We start from the raw sequence: 21680 nt of genomic DNA, 5'->3' as shown, positions 1-21680 counted from the left end.
CCCCGAGCCGCATGCCGGTGACGCCGAGGAGCACTAGGCTCGTTGCGGAGGTGCCGAACATGAAGCTCGGGCTGCACTACTGGAACTACTCCACCCCGGCCGACCCGGCCGCGATCGCACCCACCCTGGCGGAGGCGGCGACCACCGCCGAGCAGGCCGGTGTCGCGTCGTTCACTGTGATGGACCACTTCTTCCAGATGGACGCGGTGTTCGCGGCCGAGGAGCCGATGCTGGAGGCGTACACCACGCTGGGCTACGTCGCGGCGAAGACGCAGCGGATGACGCTGGGTGTGCTGGTCACCGGTGTGATGTACCGCTACCCGGGGTTGCTCGCCAAGACCGTGTCGACCCTCGACGTGCTGTCCGGCGGCCGGGCCCGCCTCGGCATCGGCGCGTCCTGGTACGAGCGGGAGCAGCTCGGGCTCGGCGTGCCGGTCGTTCCGGTGGCCGAGCGGTTCGAGCGGCTGGAGGAGACGCTGCGCATCTGCCTGCAGATGTGGAGCGCCGACGACGGCCCGTTCAACGGACAGCACTACCAGCTCGCCGAGACCATCAACTCGCCGCAGCCGTTGAGCCGACCGCACCCGCCCATCATGATCGGTGGCGGGGGCGAGAAGAAGACCCTCCTGCTGGTGGCCCGGTACGCCGACGCCTGCAACCTGTTCGGTCGCGGCGGCACCGACGACGTCGCGCGCAAACTGGATGTCCTGCGCGGGCACTGTGCCACCGAGGGCCGCGACTACGACACCATCGAGAAGACGGTGGTCGCCGACCGGTCGCCACTGGACGACACCGACGGGTTCCTGGCCGAGGTGTCTGCCTACGCCGCGCTCGGGGTCACCGAGGTGCAGGTCACGCCGGATCGGCACCCGGTGGAGTTCGCCCAGCGGCTCGGCGACGAGGTGCTGCCACGGTTGGCCGACATCGGCTGATCCCCGCTGCGCGAAATTCGGTGGTCGTGGGGCTGTCCGCGGTCTAGCGTGGCCCGCCGTGCTCACCAACGAACAGATCATCGGACAGGCCCTGGATCGGATCGAGGCAGGGTACGTCTTTCCTGCGAAGGTCGTGGACATCGACGCCGCGATCCGGCGCCGTCTCGCGGCGGGCGAGTACGACGGCCTGGCCGGGCCGGCGCTCTGCGAGACGGTGACCGCTCACCTTCAAGAGGCGTGCCCGGACAAGCATCTGCGGTTGCTGTGGTCCGACCAGCCGCAGTCGCTGGATCCAGCGGACGAGGACGGAGGACGGGCCGCCTTCCTCGCGCTGCTCCGGGCGGAGAACCAGGGCATCCGCCGGGTCGAGCACCTGGACGGGAATGTCGGGCTCATCGACGTGCGGCGCATCGCGTACGCGAACGAAGGCGCCGAGGCGATCGGCGCGGCCATGCAACTGGTCGCCCTCAGCTCCGCGCTCATCCTGGACCTGCGCGCATGCGCCGGTGGAGCACCCGAGGGAGCCGCGATGTGGTGCAGCTACTTCTTCCCCGACGATCAGGTGCACCTCAACGACTTCTACGAGCGGTCCACCGGCGCCACCCGCCAGTTCTGGACGACCGCGCACCTTCCCGCGCCGCGCTACACGGACCGCCCGGTCTACGTGCTCACCAGCGCGATCACGTTCTCCGGGGGCGAGGACGTGGCGTACACGCTGCAGGCGCACGGCCGGAGCGTCGTCGTCGGTGAGACGACACGTGGCGGCGCGCATCCGACGGCCCGCCACGCGGTCACCGAACACATCCTCGTGACCGTGCCGACCGCCCGGACCGTCAACAGCGTCACCGGCACCAACTGGGAAGGCGTCGGAGTGGTCCCCGATGTGCAGGTCCCGGCGGACCAGGCACTCGACACGGCACTCACTGCCATCTCGGGCGCGTAGGCGCGGCTGCGTCCGTCACGCGGTCGGCTCACTGAGCGTTTTCAAGTCCGTACTCGGAAAGGCCCAGTGGAGGATCAGCAGGGGGTCAGCTGCCAGGTCACCTTCGTCACGTTGACCGGTATATACAGGTCGCCCCCGGTGCCGCCGGCAGGAGCGCAGTTTTTGAAGGGAATCGACGAGCCGAAAGTGAACCCGGATATTACGGCGTCGCGGCCTGTGCCGTTGTAGAAGTTGAATCCCTGGATGCTGCCGGTCCACTCGCTGTTGGTCGTCAGAGACGGCGTCTCCACGGGACCCTGCGGCGGGTGATTCCAGTTGGGCCAGATGCAGAGCATGCCCTGCGGGCAGTTCCCGGACCCCCAGCCCTGTATCGACACTCCGGGTGCTGCCGCCGAGGCGGTGGGGGCGGCGGCCAGCACGCCTGCGACGGACGCGGCCACGGCGATGGCGATGGATTTCAACAGCACGGTTCACCTGCTTTAGATAGATGCTTGTAGATGCGAATTTAAACTACCTGCGGAAAATTGACACGTCAAGCACCTGAAGCGACGTAGGCCGGCGGATCAATTGGAAGCTGGCGTCCACCTGTGTCTGATGACGATTGAGGTAGTTTCAGGATGGTATCTGTCGGATGGCACCACGGCCTGCCAGCATCCGGCCACCGCCCACGGTGGAGCCGACCGTGCTCTCGCCCGACGGCGCCACTGTGTAAACGACGGCCGACACCGTCCGGGCCGGCCAGCTCGCGGACTGCCGGGACGACCGGGCCCGCAACCAGCTCTGGACGATGAGGCCGGATGGGAGTGTGCAGCTGGGCGGGCGCTGCCTGGACGTGCTCGGAGCGTCCAGCGACGCAGCCTGAGCACGGACGAGGGCTGTCCTCCCGTACTGCGGAGGACAGCCCTCGCCGGTGATCGGTCAGGCGACTCGGTGACGGGTCAGGCGACCGAGGCCGGGAACCGTTCCCACACCCGGTGTGCGGCCATCAACTGCTGCACCGCCGTCAGGGCCTCGGCGCCGGAGCCCGCCGCCACGATGCCGGGAGTGCCGGCCACCCCGGCCTGCTCCAGCACGGTGACGCCGGCGCCCCAGGCGCCGATCGCCTTGGCGTGCCGCCAGCACTCCTCGACGAGGAGCAGCACGCGGGGGTCCACGGCCGCCGGGCCCGGCCTGCCCGCCTTGTCGTCACGGGCCGGGATGGCATCCGGCGCGGGTGCTGGCGCTCCCGCCAGCAGGACCGCGTCGAACTCGACCGACCGGCCGGTGGCGAAGGTGCGCTGGACCGGCATGCCGCCGACCATGCCGCCGTGCGGGGCGATCAACAGCGGCACCATGCCGGCGTCGAACACGGCCTGGCGCACCTCGGCGACGCCGTCCAGGTCACCGTCGGGGTCGACCACGATCCCGACCATCCGCCCGTCCGCCGGCCACTCCCGGCCGACCTGCGACAGCGCCGGGCTGGGCGCGACATCGGCCAGCGGCACTGTGGGCTGCGGGGCGGGCAGGCCCAGACCGGTGGCGACCTGCTCGCACAACACCGGGTCGATGTTGGCGAGGCTCTGCAGCTGGCGCTCCTTGATCGCCTGGTGGTAGCACTTGCCCAGCTCGAAGGTGTACGCCCGGATGATGTGCTCCTTCTCGACCGGCGACATGCTCAGCCAGAACAGGCGTACCTGGCTGTAGTGGTCGTCGAACGAGGCCGGGTTCGCGCGTACCTTCGGCGCCTGGGCCACCGTGACCGGCACGTCGACGAACGCGTTCTCGGCGTCCCCCGCGGGGAACGGGTTGCCGCCGTCGAGCGAGTTCGGCCGATACGGGGCGACGCCCGCGTGCACGGCGTGCTGGTGGAAACCGTCGCGCAGCATGTCATTGACGGCCGCGTGCGGGCGGTTGATCGGGATCTGCGTGAAGTTGGGCCCGCCGAGGCGGGTCAGCTGCGTGTCGAGGTACGAGAAGAGTCGGCCCTGCAGCAGCGGGTCGTTCGTGACGTCGATGCCCGGCGGCAGGTGACCCAGGTGGAAGGCGACCTGCTCGGTCTCGGCGAAGAAGTTCGTCGGCGTCCGGTTGAGCACCAGCCGGCCGATCGGCTGCACCTCCGCCAGCTCCTCCGGCACGATCTTCGTCGGGTCCAGCAGGTCGATGCCGGCGAAGGTCTCATCCTCGGTGTCGGGAAAGACCTGGATGCCGAGCTCCCACTCCGGGTACGCGCCGGCCTCGATGGCGTCGTAGAGGTCGCGCCGGTGGAAGTCCGGGTCGATGCCGTTCAGCATCTGCGCCTCCTCCCAGGTCAGGGAGTGCACGCCCAGCTTGGGCTTCCAGTGGAACTTGGCCAGCACCGTCTCGCCGGCCTCGTTGACCAGGCGGAAGGTGTGCACGCCGAAGCCTTCCATCGTCCGGTACGAACGCGGAATGCCTCGGTCGGACATGTTCCACATGGCGTGGTGCTGCGCCTCGGTGTGCAGCGACACGAAGTCCCAGAACGTGTCGTGGGCACTCTGCGCCTGGGGGATCTCCCGGTCCGGGTGCGGCTTGCCGGCGTGGATGATGTCCGGGAACTTGATCGCGTCCTGGATGAAGAAGACCGGCATGTTGTTGCCGACCAGGTCGAAGGTGCCCTCGTCGGTGTAGAACTTCGTGGCGAAGCCACGGGTGTCGCGGACCGTGTCGGCCGATCCCCGCGAGCCGAGCACCGTGGAGAACCGGACGAAGACCTCGGTTTCGCGCCCCTTCTTGAGGAAGCCGGCCCTGGTGACCGCCTCGGCGGTGCCGTACGCGGTGAACACCCCGTGTGCACCGGCGCCCCGGGCGTGCACCACGCGCTCCGGGATGCGCTCGTGGTCGAAATGCATGATCTTCTCGCGCAGGTGGTGGTCCTGGAGCAGCACCGGGCCACGCGGGCCGGCCTTGAGCGAGTGATCGGTGTCGCGCAGCCGCGCCCCGTTCGCGGTCGTGAGGTAGGCGCCCTGCTGACCGTTCGCGATCGCTGGCGCGCCGGTCTCGGCGCCGGTCGGCGTACGCGTCTGCGGTGCCCCCTGCTCCGGCTTCGGCGGCAGCGGGTCGTGTGGCGTCGTCGGCTCCTCGACGGTGGGCGTCCCGCTGCCCGGTGCGCCGGGAACATCGGGGGACAGGGCGTCGGCGATCTTCCCCGTGGCGCTCTTCACAACGTTCTTGACCGCCTCGGCGGGCTTGCTTGAATCCACTGAACGAACCTCTCCGTGGTGCGTGTCGGGCAGGCGTCTGCCCTGCTACCCCAGGTCAGAGGGTCGAAACACAACTGGATGCGGCATCCGTCACCGGGACTGGTGATTTCACCGATGCGTGGATGCGCGGAGAAGCCAAAACTGACGCACGTCGATATCCCTCGACTCTAGGGAGTGCCCGACGTGTCGTCACCAACCACCACCCGTCCCCGTTCCGTCGCCGCCCGAGCGACCCGGTTCGCGCTGGCCGCCGTACTGGCCGCCGGCGGCGTCCTGGCCGGATCGTCCGGCGCCGCCCAGGCCGCGAGCCCGTACGAGCGGGGCCCCGCCCCGACCACCGCGATCCTGGAGGCCAGTCGCGGTCCGTTCGCCACGGCCTCACAGAGCGTGTCCTCGCTGAGCGTCACCGGCTTCGGCGGCGGCGTCATCTACTACCCGACCAGCACCAGCGAGGGCACCTTCGGCGCCATCGCCATCTCGCCCGGCTACACCGCCTCCTGGTCCAGCATCAGCTGGCTCGGACCGCGGATCGCCTCGCACGGGTTCGTGGTGATCGGCATCGAGACCAACAGCCGGCTGGACCAGCCGGACAGCCGTGGCCGGCAGCTCCTCGCCGCGCTGGACTACCTCACCGAGCGCAGCTCGGTGCGTACCCGGATCGACAGCAGTCGACTCGCGGTGGCCGGTCACTCCATGGGTGGCGGGGGCAGCCTGGAGGCGGCCTCGTCCCGGCCGTCGTTGCAGGCCGCGGTGCCGCTCGCGCCGTGGAACCTGGACAAGAGCTGGTCCGAGCTGCGGGTGCCCACGCTGATCATCGGCGGGGAGAGCGACTCCGTGGCGCCGGTCTCGTCGCACTCGGTGCCGTTCTACAACAGCATCCCGGCCTCGGCCGAGAAGGCGTACCTGGAGCTGAACGGGGCGAGTCACTTCTTCCCGCAGACGACGAACACGCCGACCGCCCGGCAGATGGTGGCCTGGTTGAAGCGGTTCGTCGACGACGACACCCGCTACGAGCAGTTCCTGTGCCCCGGCCCGAGCGGTTCGCAGATCCAGGAGTACCGCAACACCTGTCCCAGCGCCTGACCGTGGTCGCGGGGCGGTCGCCGGTGGCGACCGCCCCGTCCGCGTGTGGGGCCGGGTATTGAAGGTCTTGACGCGATACCCGAGAAACGTACACTGCGAGTGTAAATAAACACCCGCCACGACAGAGGGATGGGTGATGGAGCGCGGCCTCGAACTGCACCACATCGGCGTCCGTTTCGGCGGCCTCACCGCCCTCGACGACGTCTCACTGCGCGTGCCACCCAACCGGGTGGTGGGCGTCATCGGGCCCAACGGCGCCGGCAAGACCACCTTGTTCAACGTGATCTGCGGCTTCGTCGCACCGGAGACGGGTTCGCTCACCCTCGACGGTCGACCGCTGCGGCCACGGCCGCACCGGCTGACCCGGCTCGGCATCGCCCGAACCCTCCAGGGGACCGGGCTCTTCGCCGGTCTGACCGTGCTGGAGAACGTGATGACCGGGGCCTCCCACACCGCCCGGGCGGGCTTCGTCCCGGCGCTGCTCGGGCTGCCGGCCAGCGACCGCGACGAGCGCCGACTGCGCCGCGACGCCCTGGACATCCTCGACGACCTGGGGATCGCCGGGCATGCCGAGGCCGCACCGACCACACTGCCCTTCGCCGTACGTCAGCGGGTCGCCCTGGCCCGTGCGCTCGCCGCGCGACCCCGGCTGCTGCTGCTCGACGAACCCGCCGGTGGCCTCGGTGCCGACGACATCGCCGAGCTGGCCGAGCTGGTCCGGCAGCTGCCCCGGCGCGACGACAACCCCTGTGCGGTGCTGCTGGTCGAGCACCACATGGACCTGGTGATGGCGGTCTGCGACGAGCTCGTGGTGCTCGACTTCGGCCGGGTGATCGCCGCCGGCACCCCCGACGAGATCCGCGACGACCCGGCGGTGACGGACGCCTACCTCGGCGCCGCCGTCGAGGAGGCCTATCCGTGAGCGCGGACAGCACACCTGACCTGCTCGTGGTGCGCGGGCTGGTGGCCGGTTACGGTGCCGCGCCCGTGTTGCAGGCCATCGACCTCACCGTCCCGGCCGGCACGATCGCCGCGGTCGTCGGCGCCAACGGCGCCGGCAAGACCACACTGCTGCGCGCGCTCTCCGGCATGATCCGCCCGGTCGCCGGCCAGGTGCTCCTCGCCGGGGAGGACCTGCGCGGCACGCCTGTGGAGCAGCTCGTCCGACGCGGTATGGCGCACGTGCCGGAGGGACGGGGCGTGATCAGCGAACTGACGGTCGACGAGAACCTGCGCCTCGGCGGGTTGTGGCGACGCGACCGGGCCGACGCCGGGCGCGCCCTCGACGAGGTCTACGACCTCTTCGAGCCGCTGGCCCGGCGTCGCAAGCACCTCGGCCACCAGCTCTCCGGCGGTGAACGGCAGATGCTCGCGCTCGGTCGGGCCCTCGTCGGCCGGCCCCGGCTGCTGCTGCTCGACGAGCCGTCGCTCGGCCTGGCGCCGCGGGTCGTCGCCCGGACGATGGCACTGCTCCGTCAGCTACGCGACCGCACCGGCCTGACCGTGCTGCTGGTCGAGCAGAACGTCCGCAGCGCGCTCGCCGTCGCCGACCAGGGCGTCGTGATGTCCCTCGGCCGGGTGGTGATCGCCGCCCCGGCGGCGAAGCTGCGTGACGACGTCGACCTGCGCCACGCGTACCTCGGTTTCTGACCACCACCTCGTCCCCCGGAGGGAGGACTGTTGGACCGCTTCGTCTTCCTCACCATCGACGGCCTGTCCCGAGGCGCGGTGTACGCCGCGTTCGCGCTGGCCCTGGTGCTCATCTGGCGGGCGGCGCGGGTCGTCAACTTCGCCCAGGGGGCGATGGCCGTCGCCGCCGCGTACGTCGCCTACACCGTCTCCGCCGCGACCGGTTCCTACTGGTTGGGCTTCGCGGTCGCGCTCGTCGCCGGCCTGTTGCTCGGTGCGCTGGTGGACCGCGTCGTCATGCGGCACGTCGACCACACCTCACACCTCAACCCCGTGATCGTCGCGCTCGGTCTGGTGCTGTTGATCCAGGCGGTGCTGGGCATGGTGTACGGCAACGAGTTCCGCCCCGCCGAGGCGCCGTTCAGTCGGTCCGCTCTCACCGTGGGCGGGTTGGCCGTGCTGTCGCCGTACGACCTGTTCGTCTTCGCCACCATCGGGGTGGTGGTCAGCGGGCTGGCCTGGATGTTCGCCCGTACCCCGGTGGGGTTGCGGATGCGCGCGGCGGCCTTCGCCCCCGAGGTGTCCCGGCTGCTCGGGGTCAACGTCGGTGGCATGTTGACCCTCGGGTGGGCGCTCGCCTCCGGGGTGGGCGCGCTGGCCGCCATGCTGGTCATCCCGACCGAGTTGGGCCTGCACCCGCACGCGATGGACCTGGTGTTCGTCTCCGCGTTCACCGCGGCGGTGGTCGGTGGGCTGGACAGCCCACCGGGGGCGGTGGTCGGTGGCCTGGTGGTGGGTCTGTTGCTCTCCTACGTGAGCGGTTACGCCGGCAGTGACCTCACGCCGCTTGCGGTGCTGGTCCTGCTGCTGGCGGTGCTGCTGGTCCGGCCCGGTGGGCTGTTCGCCCCGGTCGCGGCGAGGCGGGTGTGAGCGCCACGAGGGCGGCCCTGCCGCCGAAACAGCAGCTCGTCGAGACGGGTCGACCCGTCGACCGGCGACGCGGCTCGACACTGCTGCGCCACCTCGCGATCGTGCTCGTCGTCGGGCTCCTGCTGGTCGGGGTCAGCTACGCCGTCGAGCCGTTCCGCAACTTCCAGCTCGCCACCGTGGCGGCCTACCTCTGCGCGACCGCCGGGTTGACCGTCCTCACCGGCCTCAACGGTCAACTGTCGCTCGGGCACGGCGCGTTGATGGCCACCGGGGCGTACACCGTCGCGCTGTGCCAGAACGCGTTCTCCGACCGGGGGATGACCGGCGGTTGGCTGTTGCCGCTCTCGCTGGTCGCGGCGATCGTCAGCACGGTCGCGATCGGCGCGGTCGTCGGCGTGGCGGCGGCCCGGCTGCGTGGTCCCTACCTGGCCGGGGTCACCCTGGCGGTGGCCGTCGTCGTGCCGGCGTTGGCCGTCACCTTCGACGGCGTCTTCAACGGTGAGCAGGGGCTGTCGGTGCCGGTGGAGCCACCGCCGATGTCGCTCGGCCCGTACTTCCCCTACGAGCGGTGGCAGCTCTGGGTCACCGGTGCGGCCACCCTGCTCGCGCTGCTGCTGCTGGCCAACCTCATTCGCAGCCGCTACGGGCGCACCTTCCGGGCGGTCCGGGACGACGAGGTGGCTGCCCGCCTCGCCGGCATCCACGTGGCCCGCACCCAGGTCCTCGCATTCGTGGTCAGTGCCGCCACCGCCGGGCTCGGCGGAGCGTTGCTGGCGGTGCTCGCGCAGAGCGTCTCGCCCGGGGCGTTCTCGTTGACCCTGTCGCTGTTCCTGCTGATGGCCGTCGTGATCGGCGGTCTCGGCCGGCTCACCGGCGCGCTCTGGGGGGCCGTCCTGCTGGTCGCGCTGCCCGACCTCACCCACTCCGCGACCGAGATGCTCACGCTCTCGCCCGCGGTGGCGCAGCGGCTGGAGGGAAATCTGCCGCTGGCGATCTTCGGCCTCACCCTGATCGTGGTCATGATCGCCGCACCCGGTGGCATCCACGGGCTGCTGTCCCGTCTTGGTCGGCGCCTGCGGGCCCGGCGTTCCTGAGCTGCTCCGCGCCCGGCCCCGGCCGGGCGTTCCACCACACACACCGTTCCCCCGAACCGGACCGAGAAAGGTCGGTGTTCTCCATGCACCGTTTGGCACAACGTGGTCTCGCGATCGCCAGCACCATTGCCCTGTTGGCCGCCGCCGCTGGTTGCAGTGGTGACGACGGCTCCGGTCCCGGCGCGGCGTCGGTGCCGGGCGTGACCGACACCGAGATCGTCGTCGGCACCCACATGCCGCTCACCGGGCCGGCCTCGGCCGGCTACTCGAAGATCTCCCCGGCGACGAAGGCGTACTTCGACTACGTCAACGCCAACGGCGGTGTGCACGGTCGGAAGATCACCTACAAGGTCATGGACGACGGCTACAACCCGGCGAACACCCAGCAGGTGGTCCGTCAGCTCGTCCTCCAGGACAAGGTCTTCGCGATCCTCAACGGCCTCGGCACACCGACGCACAGTGGCGTGCTCGACTTCCTGAAGACCAACCGGGTCCCGGACCTCTTCGTCGCCTCCGGCAGCCGCAGCTGGGACCAGCCGGACAAGTATCCCGGCACGTTCGGGTTCAACCCGGACTACACGGTGGAGGGCAAGATCCTCGCCACCTACGCGAAGACGAACCTGGCCGGTCAGAAGGTCTGCTTCCTCGGGCAGGACGACGACTTCGGCCGGGACAGCCTGGCCGGCGTGGAGAAGGTGCTCGGCGCGTCGGCCGTGGCGGTCAAGCAGACGTACGTCACCAGCAACACCAACGTGGCACCGCAGATCGGCGCGTTCAAGGCGGCTGGTTGCCAGGTCGTCGTGCTCGCCACAGTGCCCGGCTTCACCGCGCTGTCCGTCGGCACCGCCGCTCGGCTGGGCTTCAAGCCGCAGTGGCTGGTGTCCAACGTCGGCGCCGACCACCCGACTCTGGCCAAGCAGCTCGGTGCCGCGGCCCCGCTGCTGGAGGGCATGGTCGGCACCAACTACCTGCCGATGCAGAACGACACCGCGAACCCGTGGGTGCAGCTCTTCACGAAGATCAACAAGGAGCACAACGGGGACGCGCCGTTCGACGGCAACACCGTCTACGGCATGTCGGTCGGCTACCTCTTCGTGCAGGTGCTGCTCGCCGCCGGCAAGGACGTCACCCGGGAGAAGGTGCTGGACGCCGTGCAGAAGGGCGGCTTCCAGGGCCCCGGGCTGGTGCCGCTGCGCTTCTCCGCCAAGGACCACTCCGGCTACGGCGGCCAGCGGCTGAGCCGGGTGACCGGGGGAGTGCAGACCTACTTCGGGCCCGCGTACGAGACCGACGAGGCGGACGGGCCGGTCAACGAGTACACCGCCACCCCGGCCGCGCCGCCGGCGAACGGGGTGCCGACCGTCTCCTGATCACCCGCACCAGCGACGCCCGACCGGGCGTGGTCTCGCGTGACCACGCCCGGTCGGACGGCTGTGCGCGCTCGGGTGACCGGGCCTCGTGACCGGCTGTCCGGGACGTTGACCGACACCGATCAGTCCTCCTACTATCTGCACCGTGAATGCATATTCGGGTCGGCTCGCGGAACGGGTCGCCATCGTGACGGGCGCCAGTCGGGGCATCGGCCTGGCCATCGCCCAACGCCTCGTCGCCGAAGGCGCCCGGGTCGGGCTGACCGCCCGACATCCCGAGGCGCTCGCCGAGGCGGTCGCGGCCCTGGGCGGGTCGGCGTACGCCGTCGCCGTGCCCGGCCGTTCCGACGACCCTGAGCATCGCGCCCAGGCGGTGCGCCAGGTCAGTGAGGCGTTCGGGCCGGTGGACCTGCTGGTCAACAACACCGGCATCAACCCGGTGCACGGTCCGCTGATCGGGCTGGACCCGGCCGCGGCCCGCAAGATCCTGGACGTCAACGTCGTCGCCACACTCGGCTGGGTGCAGGAGGTGTGTGCCGCCGGCATGACCGAGCGCGGCGGCTGCGTGGTCAACGTCTCGTCGATCGCCGGTCTCACGCCGTCGCCCGGCATCGCCTTCTACGGGGTGAGCAAAGCCGCGCTCAACCACCTCACCGCCAGTCTCGCCGTGGAGCTGGGGCCGACGGTCCGGGTCAATGCCGTCGCACCCGGCGTGGTGAAGACCCGCTTCGCCGCCGCGCTCTACGAGGGTCGCGAGGACGAGGTCGCGGCACGGTACCCGCTGGGCCGCCTCGGCCTGCCGCAGGACGTGGCGGGCGCTGTCGCCTTCCTCGCCTCCGACGACGCCAGCTGGATCACCGGGCAGACCATCGTCTGCGACGGCGGCGTCTCGCTGACCGGTCGAGCCGGATGACAGCCCCGGCGGTCGGCCCGGAACCGCTGATCACCGCCTGTCTAGACTCGGCGGTGCGTCAGGAGGCGCCGTGGCGGTGAGAGGGCGGGGGCGGATGGACGGGGTCGAGGTCGCGAGCCGGGTCGACGGGCGTACCGCCCGGGCCGAGCGCACCCGCGCGGCCATCGTCGAGGCTCATCTCGCGCTCATCGGCGAGGGGGACCTCCGCCCGACCGGGGAGCGCATCGCCGAACGGGCCGGCATCTCGCTGCGGACGCTCTGGACCAACTTCAAGGACATGGAGACGCTCTTCGAGGCGAGCGGCGCGGAGGTGCTCCGCCAGCAGGACGCCGCCTACCGGCCGGTCTCGCCCGGGTTGCCGCTGGCGAAGCGGGTCGACGCGTACTGCCGGCAGCGGGCCCGGCTGCTCCAGCTCATCACGCCGTCGGCGCGTGCCGCGCAGATGCGCGAGCCGGTCTCCGACCAGCTGCACCGCAACCGCCTCAAGCACATCGACCGGGTCCGCGACGAGGTCGAGGAACTCTTCGCCGCCGAGTTGGCCCAGGCTGGTCGGGGTCGGGAGCAACTGCTCAACGCCCTGATCGCCGCGAGCATGTGGCCAGCCTGGTCGATGCTGCGCTACGGCCTCGGGCTGGGCGTGGACCAGGCCCGCGCGGTGATGACCCGGACGGTGGGGGCCCTGTTGGCGGAGGTCGCGGCCGACTGACTCCGGTCCGGCCCGATATCGCCCCCTCTTTCCATTCGGTTTCCGATGAGTGACACTGACATGCATGGTTACTGCATCGAGAGTGCAACTAACCGTGCTGCGTGGCCGGGACGACGAGTGCCGGTCTGTCCGGAGCCTCCTCGACGGCATGCCCAACGGCGGCGGTGCCCTGCTGCTGCACGGTGAGCCCGGATCGGGTCGGACGGCGCTGGTCGGCTACGCCCACCGGCACGCCGACGGCTGCACCGTGCTCGGCGGGAGCGGGCTAGCCGAGGAGGCCGCCCTGCCGTACGCCGGCCTGCAACGTCTGGTCGACCCCGTGCTCGACCGGGCCACCGTCCTCCCGGACGAGCAGCGTCGACTGCTGCGGCGCGCGCTGGGCGGCGAGAGCTGCCCGGCCGACCGCCGGCTGACGCTGTCGATGGCGGTGCTCGGGTTGCTCACCGCTGCCGCCCGCGACCGTCCGTTGCTCGCCACGATGGACGACGTCGACCGGGGTGACCCGCAGACCGCCCAGGTGCTGGCCTTCGTGGCCCGCCGGCTGCGCCACCTGCCGATCGCCATCCTGCTCACCGCGGACGTGACCGCCACTGTCGACGGGATACCGGCACACCGGCTTCGCGCCCTGACCGAGCACGAGAGCGCCGCCGTCCTCACCGACCGACTCCGATCGTTGATCGAGCGGGGCAGCGGCGACCGGCTCCCCGAGCGGCCCGCCGAGTCGGTCGTGGCCGCGCTGGCCGCGATCGGCGGCGGCAACCCGCAGGCCCTGGTGGACCTCGTCGACGTGCTCAGTCCCGGCCAGTGGCGGGGGGAGGAGTCGCTACCCGCCGCGCCACCGGCGGACGGTGCTCTGGGCCGCGCGTACCGGGCCCGACTGGACCGGCTGCCACCGGACACCCGACGGATGCTGCTGCTCGCGGCGCTCGACGAGGACGGCGAGCCGGGCACGCTGATCCGGGCCGCGGCAGTCGCCGGGTCCGAGATCGAGGCGCTCGCCCCGGCGGAGGTGGCCGGCCTGGTCCGCGTCGAGCCGCGAGGCGTCACCTTTCCTCAGCCCCTGGTGCGCACGATGATCGCGGCCAGCGCCCCACTCGCGGAGCGGCGCGCGGCGCACCGACTGCTCGCCGGCGTGCTGGTGGCCGACGGGCAGCGGCTGCGCCGGGCGATGCACCTCGCCGCCGCGGCGGCGGGTGCCGACCCCGCCCTCGCCGACGAGCTGGAAGCGGCGGCAGCCGGCGGCGCCGACGGTTGGGCCACCGCCTCGGCGGCGCTGCGCTGGGCCGCCGACCTCAGCGACCAGCCGACCCAGTCGGCCGCCCGCCTGCTGACCGCCGCCCACTACGCCTGGACCGGGGGCCAGCCCGACGTGGCCCGGCTCCTGCTCGACCGTCTCCGCGCGGTCTACCGGGACCCGGCCGTCCGGGGTCGCGCCGACCTGCTGCGCGGCGAGTTGGAGCTGCGGTGCGGCACCGCCGCCCGCGCGTCGGCCAGATTGCTGGCCTCGGCGGGAGCGGTGGCCGGCACCGACCGCGCGCTGGCGATGTCCGGGCTCGTACGGGCCGGCGAGGCGGTCTGCTTCGCCGGCGACCAGTACCGGTACGCCGAGGTCGGCCGCCGGGCGTCGGCGTTGCGGCGGCCGAACGATCCTCCATCCATGGAGCTGATGGGCAGTCTGGTCGGCGGGGTGGCGGCGACCCTGCGGGGCGATCACGAGCGGGCCGGCCCCGCACTGCGTCGCGCCGTCGTGCTGGGTGGCCGACTGACCGGGTCGGCGTTGACCCCCACCGCGCTGAGCTGTGCCGCGGCGGCCGGCCTGGTGGTCGCCGTGGACGGCGCGGCACACCGGCTCGCCGATCGCGCCGTCGCGCTGGCCCGGGAGCGGGGTGAGCTGTCCATGCTGTCCCGGGCGCTGGAGTTGCGGGCGGTCGCCGAGTACTGGTTGGGCCGGCACGAGGCGGCGGCGGAAACCTCCCGCGATGGGCTGCGGGTCGCCCGTGCCACCGGTCAGGCCAACTGCGCCAACGTCCACCTCGGCATGCTCGCCGTGCTCGCCGCCGTGCGGGCCGACCGGGACACCAGCCTGCGGCGCATCCGCGAGATGGGCGAGACGCCGACGCCGGGCAGCCGTCCGCACGCGTTTGCCGGGTGGGCCCTTGCGGTGCTCGACCTGGTCGGCGGCCGGCACGCCGAGGCCGCGAACCGGCTGGCGTCACTGGCCCGGCTGGGCACCGGGCGCGGTCAGGTTCTCGTGCAGGTGATGGCCACCCCCTACCTGGTGGAGGCGGCAGCCCACCTGCCCTGCCGACCTGCGGCGACGGCCGCGCTCGCCGTGTTCGACAGGTGGGCCAGCAGCACCGCGAGCCCGTTGCGCCGGGCCCTGTCCGCCCGGTGCCACGCGTTACTCGCGCCGCGCGGCGGTCCCGAGGCCGAGCAGGAGTTCCAGACGGCGCTGCGGCTGCACCCGACGGAGGCCGGCACGTTCGAACGTGCCCGCACCGAGCTGCTCTTCGGTCAGGAGCTGCGCCGCAGCCGACGCCCGCGCGACGCGCGTACGCACCTGCACCAGGCCCGTGAGATGTTCACGCTGCTCGGGGTGAGTCGCTGGGCCGAGCAGGCGACCACCGAGCTGCGGGCGGCCGGGGAGTCGGTCGGTCCGCCGGACCTGCCGGCGGCGAGGTTACTGACCGGCCAGCAACTGAAGATCGCCGAGCTGGTCGCGGAGGGGGCGACCAACCGTGAGATCGCGGCCCGGATGTTCCTCTCCACCCGTACGGTCGACCACCACCTGCGCAACGTCTTCCACCGGCTGGGCATCCGCTCGCGTACCGAGCTGGCGCGGGCGTTCGCCACCGAGCGGCAGGTCGGGCTGGCCTCGGATCGGTGATCGTCCGGTCTGGACGCGGTAAACTATCACCGCTAGTTTAAGCGTCATGGAGCTCACTCTCTCCGCCGAGCAGGCGGCGGTGCGCCAACTGGCCGCCGAGTTCGCCGACCGGGAGCTGTTGCCGCACACGGCCGCCTGGGATCGACGTGAGTCGGTCGACCCCGCCATCGTCGGCAAGCTCGGTGACCTGGGCTTCCTGGGGCTGACCATCGCCGAGGCCGACGGCGGCTCCGGTGGCGACCACCTCGCGTACTGCCTGGTCCTGGAGGAGCTCGGCCGGGGCGACTCGGCGGTGCGCGGCATCGTCTCGGTCTCCCTCGGCCTGGTCGCGAAGTCCATCGCCGCCCACGGGTCGGCCGAGCAGCGGGCCGAATGGCTGCCCCGGCTCTGCGCCGGCACCGCCCTCGGCTGTTTCGCGCTGACCGAGCCGGACAGCGGCTCGGACGCCGCCGCGCTGCGCACCCGCGCGGTCCGCGACGGCGACGACTGGCTGCTCACGGGCACGAAGATGTTCATCACCAATGGCACCACCGCCGACGTCGCGCTGGTCTTCGCCCGGACCGGCGGTCCCGGGCACCGGGGCATCACCGCGTTCCTGGTGCCCACCGACAGCCCGGGGCTGACCCGCCGCGAGATCCACGGCAAGCTGGGCCTGCGCGGCCAGGCCACCGGTGAGTTGGGCTTCGACGAGGTGCGCGTGCCCGACGCGGCCCGCCTCGGCCCCGAGGGCGGCGGGTTTCGGCTGGCCCTGGCCACCCTCGCCAAGGGACGGATGTCGGTGGCCGCCGGGTGCGTCGGCATCGCCCAGGGCTGCCTCGACGCGGCGGTCGGCTACGCCGGGCAGCGAACCCAGTTCGGCAAGCCGATCGCCGGGCACCAGCTCGTCCAACAGCTCCTCGCCGCCATCGCGGTGGACACCGCAGCCGCCCGGCTGCTGGTGTGGCAGGTGGCCGACCTGATCGACCGCGATCAGCCGTTCGCCACCGAGGCGTCGATGGCCAAGCTCTTCGCCAGCGAGGCCGCCGTCCGCGCGGCCAACAACGCGGTCCAGGTCTTCGGTGGGTACGGCTACATCGACGAGTACCCGGTCGGCAAGTACCTGCGCGACGCCCGGGTCGCCACCCTCTACGAGGGCACCAGCCAGATCCAGCAACTCCTCATCGGACGCGCGCTCACCGGCGTCAACGCCTTCTAGCTCCAAGGAGATCCGGCATGAGAGTCTTCGGCTCGTTCGAAGAGCTGGCCGCCGCTGTCGGCGAGACCATCGGGCCCGGCCCGTGGCAGCCCATCGAGCAGAGCCGCGTCGACCTCTTCGCCGACGCCACCGACGACCACCAGTGGATCCACCTCGACCCGGAGCGGGCCGCAGCGGGGCCGTTCGGCGGCACGATCGCCCACGGCTACCTGACCCTGTCGCTGCTGCCGGCCCTGGCTGGCCGGCTCTACCGGGTCGAGGGGGTGGCCATGGGGGTCAACTACGGGCTGAACAAGGTGCGTTTTCCCGCGCCGGTCCGGGTCGGCGCCGCCGTGCGCGCCACCGTCGTCATCGCCGAGGTGTCGCCGGTCAGCGGCGGTGTGCAGATGGTCGCGACGGTCACCGTGGAGAGCGACACCGGCGGCAAGCCCGTCTGCGTGGCCGAGACCGTGAGCCGGCTCTACCCCGCCGCCGGTCGGTGATCATCTAGCGGGAACGTCGCTCTGCCCGTACGGCGGGTAGGCGTTGCGGAACAAGTTCCGGAACTTGCGGCGGCGGGCTCCTCTCGCTCCGTCCTGGGTCGATGCACCACGACCTCCCCGTGCTGCGGCATGGGGTGCCACCTGGGCAGCAGTCTCTTGGTCTGATGACCGGGGCGGTCCATGTCTCGTTAAACTTCCGGAAATTCTTGCTCGTCGATGAACGGCGCTGACATACTCCTCATCCACCGGAGTCGATGACCCAGGGTTGGCGCCTCTTCCCGGACGCCTTTTCCGTGCGCGGTCCCGACCCGGCACCCACCACCGCCGGAGCGGTGCGTCAGTTGCCCCGCCCCGGGCCCCACGGAAGGAAGAGACATGACCGAAAGGTGCCAGGGGGACACCCGTCCACGGACGGGCCCCCGAGCGCGTACGGCGATCGTTCTCGCCGCCGCGGCTCTGCTCGCCGCCACGAGCGTCGCGTTCCTGCCCGGCACGGCGAGCGCCGGGACGACCCTCGGCGCTTCTGCCGCGGAGAAGGGCCGGTATTTCGGTACGGCGGTGGCGGCGAGCAGGTTGTCGGATGGCAACTACACGACGATCCTCAACCGAGAGTTCAATTCGGTGACGCCCGAGAACGAGATGAAGATCGACGCGACGGAGCCGCAGCAGGGTCGGTTCAGTTACGGCGCCGCGGAGCAGATCGTGAACCACGCGCGGAGTCGGGGGATGAGCGTGCGGGGTCACACCCTGGCGTGGCACTCGCAGCAGCCGTCGTGGATGGAGAGCATGAGTGGCAGCGCGCTGCGGTCGGCGATGCTCAACCATGTGACGCAGGTGGCCACGCATTTCCGGGGTCAGGTCGTGGCGTGGGACGTGGTGAACGAGGCGTTCGAGGACGGCACCTCCGGTGCGCGTCGTAACTCGAACCTCCAGCGCACGGGCAACGACTGGATCGAGGCGGCGTTCCGGGCCGCGCGTGCGGCTGATCCGGGTGCGAAGCTCTGTTACAACGACTACAACACAGACAACTGGACGCACGCCAAGACGCAGGCTGTGTACAACATGGTCCGCGACTTCAAGTCTCGCGGTGTGCCGATCGACTGCGTCGGTTTCCAGTCGCACTTCAACAACGACTCCCCGTACGTGAGCAACTACCGCACCACGCTGTCGAGCTTCGCGGCACTGGGTGTGGATGTGCAGGTCACCGAGCTGGACATCCAGGGTGCCCCGGCGGCCACCTACCGCAGTGTGGTGGAGGACTGCCTGGCCGTGGCCCGCTGCAACGGCGTCACGGTGTGGGGCATCCGCGACAGTGACTCGTGGCGGGCGTCCCAGACGCCGTTGCTGTTCAACAGCAGCGGTCAGAAGAAGGCGGCGTACGACGCCGTGCTCGCGGCGTTGAACAACGGCACCACGCCGACGGACCCGCCGACCACTCCGCCCACCACCCCACCGACGACCCCGCCCAGCGGCAGTTGCACCGCGACGCTGCAGGACAGCACTCGATGGGGCGACCGGTTCAACAGCCAGGTGACCGTCAGCGGGGCGAGCAACTGGACCGTCGTGGTCGCCGTCACCCCGCCCCAGAAGGTCTCCAACACCTGGAATGGCACCCCGACCTGGGACAGCAGCGGGAACGTCATGACCATGCGGTCGAACGGCAGCGGCAACGTCTTCGGCTTCACCACCATGGCCAACGGCACCTGGACCCGTCCGGTGGTGCGCTCCTGCACCGCCTCCTGAGCACCACCACACGTTGATGGGGCGGCGACGGATCCCGTCGCCGCCCCGTCGTCTGTGCACTCGCGGACAGCGCTGACGTCCAGGTCCACAATCCCGCGGGCACGGCGACGTGGACGACGTAGTCGGCCGCGCGACGGGGGAGCGCCCGCCAGGGGTCGGCGATGGCGGGCGCTCCCCATCGCGGTGCCGAGCCTCTGCTGCCCGGCACCGCGACGGGTGTCAGACGGTCGTACAGGCCGTGCCGTTGAGGGTGAACGCGGACGGTCGGCCGGCGTTGCCCGTGTGGGTCGCCTGGAAACCGACGTCGACCGAGGTGTTCGGCGCGATCGTCGCGTTGTAGGAGACGTTGCGGGCGGTGACCGCTCCGCTGGACGGGGTGTAGCTGGCGTTCCAACCGCTGGTGATGCTCTGCCCACCCGGGAGCGTGAACGCCAGAGCCCAGCCGTTGACCGGCGTGCTGCTCGTGTTGGTCACGGAGATGGACGCGGTGAGACCGTTGTTCCACGCGTTGACCGTGTAGGCGACACGGCAGGCGTCCGACGCGGGCGGCGTGGTCGGTGGGGTGGTGGTCGGAGGCGTGGTGGTCGGAGGTGTGTCACCCCCGATGCTGCCGGGCACGGTCCGCAGCGCGTCGTACCAGGCGGCGGCCATCTTGCGGTAGCCCGTGGCGTTGGGGTGCACGCCGTCGGCCAGGTCGCTGAGCGTCAGTGCGCGGTACATGTCGACCAGGTGGACGCGCTTCCCGGCGGCGGCCCGGGTCTGCACGATCCCGGGAATCGCGGCGTTGTACGCCCGGACCTGGTTGTCCGCGCCGGACTTCGGGACGATCGTTGCGACGAACACGTCCGCGTTCGGTGCGTTGTTGGTGATCTTGTCGACCAGTGCGGCAAGCCGGCCCGGGGCGCCCGACGTGTCGCCGTACATGTCGTTGGTGCCGATGTGCAGCAGTACGGTCCGGGGATTCGTGGCCCGCAACCAGTTGACGACGTTGGCGTCGATCTGCGCGATCGTCCATCCGGAATGGCCCTGGTGGTCGTGGTCGCCGAGGCTGGCGGGACCGTTGAACTGGGAGCCGACGAAGTCGACGCGGTACCCGCCGGTCGTGAACCGTTGCCAGAGCTCGATCCGGTAACCGCCGGGAACGTTGAACCCGTCGGTGATCGAGTCGCCGAGGGGCATCACGCGTACGCCGCCGTTGGACTCCGCGCTCGCGGGGGTGGTCGCGATCGGCACGGCGGCGACCATGGCGGCGACGGCGGCCAGGACGGCCCACCGCCGGCGAGCCCGGCGAGGTCGCGACGTCGCGCCGGTGGCGGGTGGGGGAGGGACGGGACGGTCGAGGGTCGAACTGCTCATGGGCTGCTCCTGGTGGGGGTGCGCGCAACGACCAGGAACCCGGACATCTTCACTGGTGGTCGTGGCGGTGAACCTGGCGCCGGCCGTCGAATCTGGCGCGACGGACCGATGGGCGGTGGGCGGGAGTGTGCCCTGCACTCCGCCCGACGCACCATAGCGTGTTATCGCTAACATCGGCAATGCATCAACATCGGCAATGCATCAACGCTCGACTATGACTCAGCGGTGAGCCGTGCCACCTGTCAGGGTTGGAGCACCGAGTCGAGCCAGCGCAGCTGCCGCCGGACGTGGACGGCCTCGCCGCCCTCGTGGCCGTTGAACGGGTAGACGTGCATCTCCCGCTCCGGCCGGATCGGCCTCCCGTTGCCGGCGCCGTAGTGGTTGTAGGCGGCAAAAGCCGTGCGCGGCGGGCAGACGGTGTCGCGTCGGCCCACCCCGAAGTGCGCCGGCGCCGTCGCGCGTCGTGCGAAGTTCACACCGTCGACGTAGGACAGGGTGCGCCACACGGACTCCTCGGCCTCCCGCTGCACGGCCAGGTAACGCGCGATCTCGCCGTACGGCGCGGGTTCACTGAGCTGGACGGCCCGTCGCATGTCGCAGAGGAACGGCGCGGTGGTCAGCACCGCGCTCAGGTCGGCGACGAGACCGGCCACCGCCAGGGCCAGACCGCCGCCCTGGCTGTTGCCGACCACGGTGACCCGGTCGACGTCGACCCCAGGCAGGGCGCGGACCGCCTCGACCGCCCGCACCGCGTCGGTGATCAGACGGCGGAAGTGGTAGTCACGCGGGTCGTGGATGCCCCAGGTGACCGGCGAGGGTCCGCCCGGCGCGCCGTGCGGGTCGGGGGTGTCCCCGGCGCCGTACTGACCCGCCTGACCCCGGTTGTCCATCAGCAGGTGCGCGTAGCCGGCCACCGGCCAGGTCAGCCGCTCGTGCGGCAGGCCACGGCCGCGGCCATACCCGGCGTACTCGACCAGGGTGGGCAGCGGCTCAGGTCGACCGGCCGGGCGGGTGTACCAGGCCCGTACGGGGTCACCGCCGAAGCCCGCGAACGTGACGTCCCACGAGTCGAGCAGTCGCAGGTCGGTGGGCTCCGGCCGGACGTCGACGAGCACCGGTCGGGCAGCCGCCTCGGCGAGCGTGTCCCGCCAGAACCTGTCGAAGTCGTCGGGTTCGGCGACCTCGGGGGCGTACCGCTGGAGTTCGTCGGGGATGAA

18 protein-coding genes are annotated in these 21680 nt (G+C 71.2%); 14 read left to right on the top strand and 4 right to left on the bottom strand.

What is annotated here, in order from left to right:
- Positions 1–59: 59 nt before the first annotated feature.
- Positions 60–932, top strand: a complete 873-nt coding sequence (locus KBX34_RS07890; protein ID WP_088948646.1) for an LLM class F420-dependent oxidoreductase — start codon at positions 60–62, stop codon at positions 930–932.
- Between the two features lie 58 nt (positions 933–990).
- Positions 991–1875, top strand: a complete 885-nt coding sequence (locus tag KBX34_RS07885; protein WP_210790165.1) for a S41 family peptidase — start codon at positions 991–993, stop codon at positions 1873–1875.
- Between the two features lie 74 nt (positions 1876–1949).
- Here KBX34_RS07885 and KBX34_RS07880 read toward each other — a convergent pair whose 3' ends face one another.
- Both KBX34_RS07880 and KBX34_RS07875 read right to left on the bottom strand, forming a co-directional pair.
- Entirely contained in the window at positions 1950–2342 is a 393-nt protein-coding gene (locus KBX34_RS07880) for a hypothetical protein (protein ID WP_210790162.1), read from the bottom strand.
- A gap of 471 nt (positions 2343–2813) precedes the next feature.
- Positions 2814–5075 carry a catalase gene (locus tag KBX34_RS07875; RefSeq protein ID WP_210790159.1) on the bottom strand — a complete coding sequence of 754 codons (2262 nt, stop codon included), beginning with the start codon at positions 5073–5075 and terminating at the stop codon, positions 2814–2816.
- Between the two features lie 183 nt (positions 5076–5258).
- Between KBX34_RS07875 and KBX34_RS07870 the strand changes: the two genes are divergently transcribed.
- From KBX34_RS07870 to KBX34_RS07815, 12 genes are all read left to right on the top strand, one after another.
- Positions 5259–6158 (top strand): alpha/beta hydrolase, encoded by a 900-nt coding sequence (locus tag KBX34_RS07870; protein WP_210790157.1) that lies wholly within the window; start codon positions 5259–5261, stop codon positions 6156–6158.
- Positions 6159–6294: 136 nt separating this feature from the next.
- Positions 6295–7080 (top strand): ABC transporter ATP-binding protein, encoded by a 786-nt coding sequence (locus tag KBX34_RS07865; protein ID WP_088948641.1) that lies wholly within the window; start codon positions 6295–6297, stop codon positions 7078–7080.
- Positions 7077–7808: an ABC transporter ATP-binding protein gene (locus tag KBX34_RS07860; RefSeq protein WP_307871351.1), complete on the top strand. Its 732-nt coding sequence runs from the start codon at positions 7077–7079 to the stop codon at positions 7806–7808. The genes KBX34_RS07865 and KBX34_RS07860 overlap by 4 nt, the downstream gene beginning before the upstream one ends.
- 30 nt (positions 7809–7838) lie before the next feature.
- Entirely contained in the window at positions 7839–8717 is an 879-nt protein-coding gene (locus KBX34_RS07855; RefSeq protein ID WP_210790154.1) for a branched-chain amino acid ABC transporter permease, read from the top strand.
- Positions 8714–9811 (top strand): branched-chain amino acid ABC transporter permease, encoded by a 1098-nt coding sequence (locus tag KBX34_RS07850; RefSeq protein ID WP_210790151.1) that lies wholly within the window; start codon positions 8714–8716, stop codon positions 9809–9811. The genes KBX34_RS07855 and KBX34_RS07850 overlap by 4 nt, the downstream gene beginning before the upstream one ends.
- A gap of 83 nt (positions 9812–9894) precedes the next feature.
- On the top strand, positions 9895–11181 hold the full coding sequence (locus tag KBX34_RS07845) for an ABC transporter substrate-binding protein (RefSeq protein WP_088951818.1): 1287 nt from the start codon (positions 9895–9897) through the stop codon (positions 11179–11181).
- A gap of 145 nt (positions 11182–11326) precedes the next feature.
- Positions 11327–12094 carry an SDR family oxidoreductase gene (locus tag KBX34_RS07840; RefSeq protein WP_210790148.1) on the top strand — a complete coding sequence of 256 codons (768 nt, stop codon included), beginning with the start codon at positions 11327–11329 and terminating at the stop codon, positions 12092–12094.
- 94 nt (positions 12095–12188) lie between these two features.
- A complete protein-coding gene (locus KBX34_RS07835; protein ID WP_088948637.1) occupies positions 12189–12800 on the top strand; it encodes a TetR/AcrR family transcriptional regulator in 612 nt (203 codons plus the stop codon).
- A gap of 64 nt (positions 12801–12864) precedes the next feature.
- Positions 12865–15687 carry an AAA family ATPase gene (locus KBX34_RS07830; protein WP_210924138.1) on the top strand — a complete coding sequence of 941 codons (2823 nt, stop codon included), beginning with the start codon at positions 12865–12867 and terminating at the stop codon, positions 15685–15687.
- Between the two features lie 46 nt (positions 15688–15733).
- Positions 15734–16882, top strand: coding sequence for an acyl-CoA dehydrogenase family protein (locus KBX34_RS07825; RefSeq protein ID WP_210924136.1), 1149 nt, complete (start codon positions 15734–15736; stop codon positions 16880–16882).
- Positions 16883–16899: 17 nt separating this feature from the next.
- Positions 16900–17364 (top strand): MaoC family dehydratase, encoded by a 465-nt coding sequence (locus KBX34_RS07820; RefSeq protein WP_210790139.1) that lies wholly within the window; start codon positions 16900–16902, stop codon positions 17362–17364.
- 375 nt (positions 17365–17739) lie between these two features.
- Positions 17740–19107, top strand: a complete 1368-nt coding sequence (locus KBX34_RS07815) for an endo-1,4-beta-xylanase (protein ID WP_210924134.1) — start codon at positions 17740–17742, stop codon at positions 19105–19107.
- A gap of 219 nt (positions 19108–19326) precedes the next feature.
- Here KBX34_RS07815 and KBX34_RS07810 read toward each other — a convergent pair whose 3' ends face one another.
- Positions 19327–20463, bottom strand: coding sequence for a cellulose binding domain-containing protein (locus KBX34_RS07810; protein ID WP_210924132.1), 1137 nt, complete (start codon positions 20461–20463; stop codon positions 19327–19329).
- Positions 20464–20705: 242 nt separating this feature from the next.
- Complete coding sequence (locus tag KBX34_RS07805; protein WP_210924277.1) at positions 20706–21677, bottom strand: acetylxylan esterase; 972 nt, start codon at positions 21675–21677, stop codon at positions 20706–20708.
- Positions 21678–21680: the final 3 nt, after the last annotated feature.

Source organism: Micromonospora sp. M61 (assembly GCF_018070245.1).
Lineage (GTDB): Bacteria > Actinomycetota > Actinomycetes > Mycobacteriales > Micromonosporaceae > Micromonospora > Micromonospora zamorensis.
The sequence above is the reverse complement of the archived record's forward strand: the minus strand, read 5'-3'. Positions and strand labels throughout refer to the sequence as shown.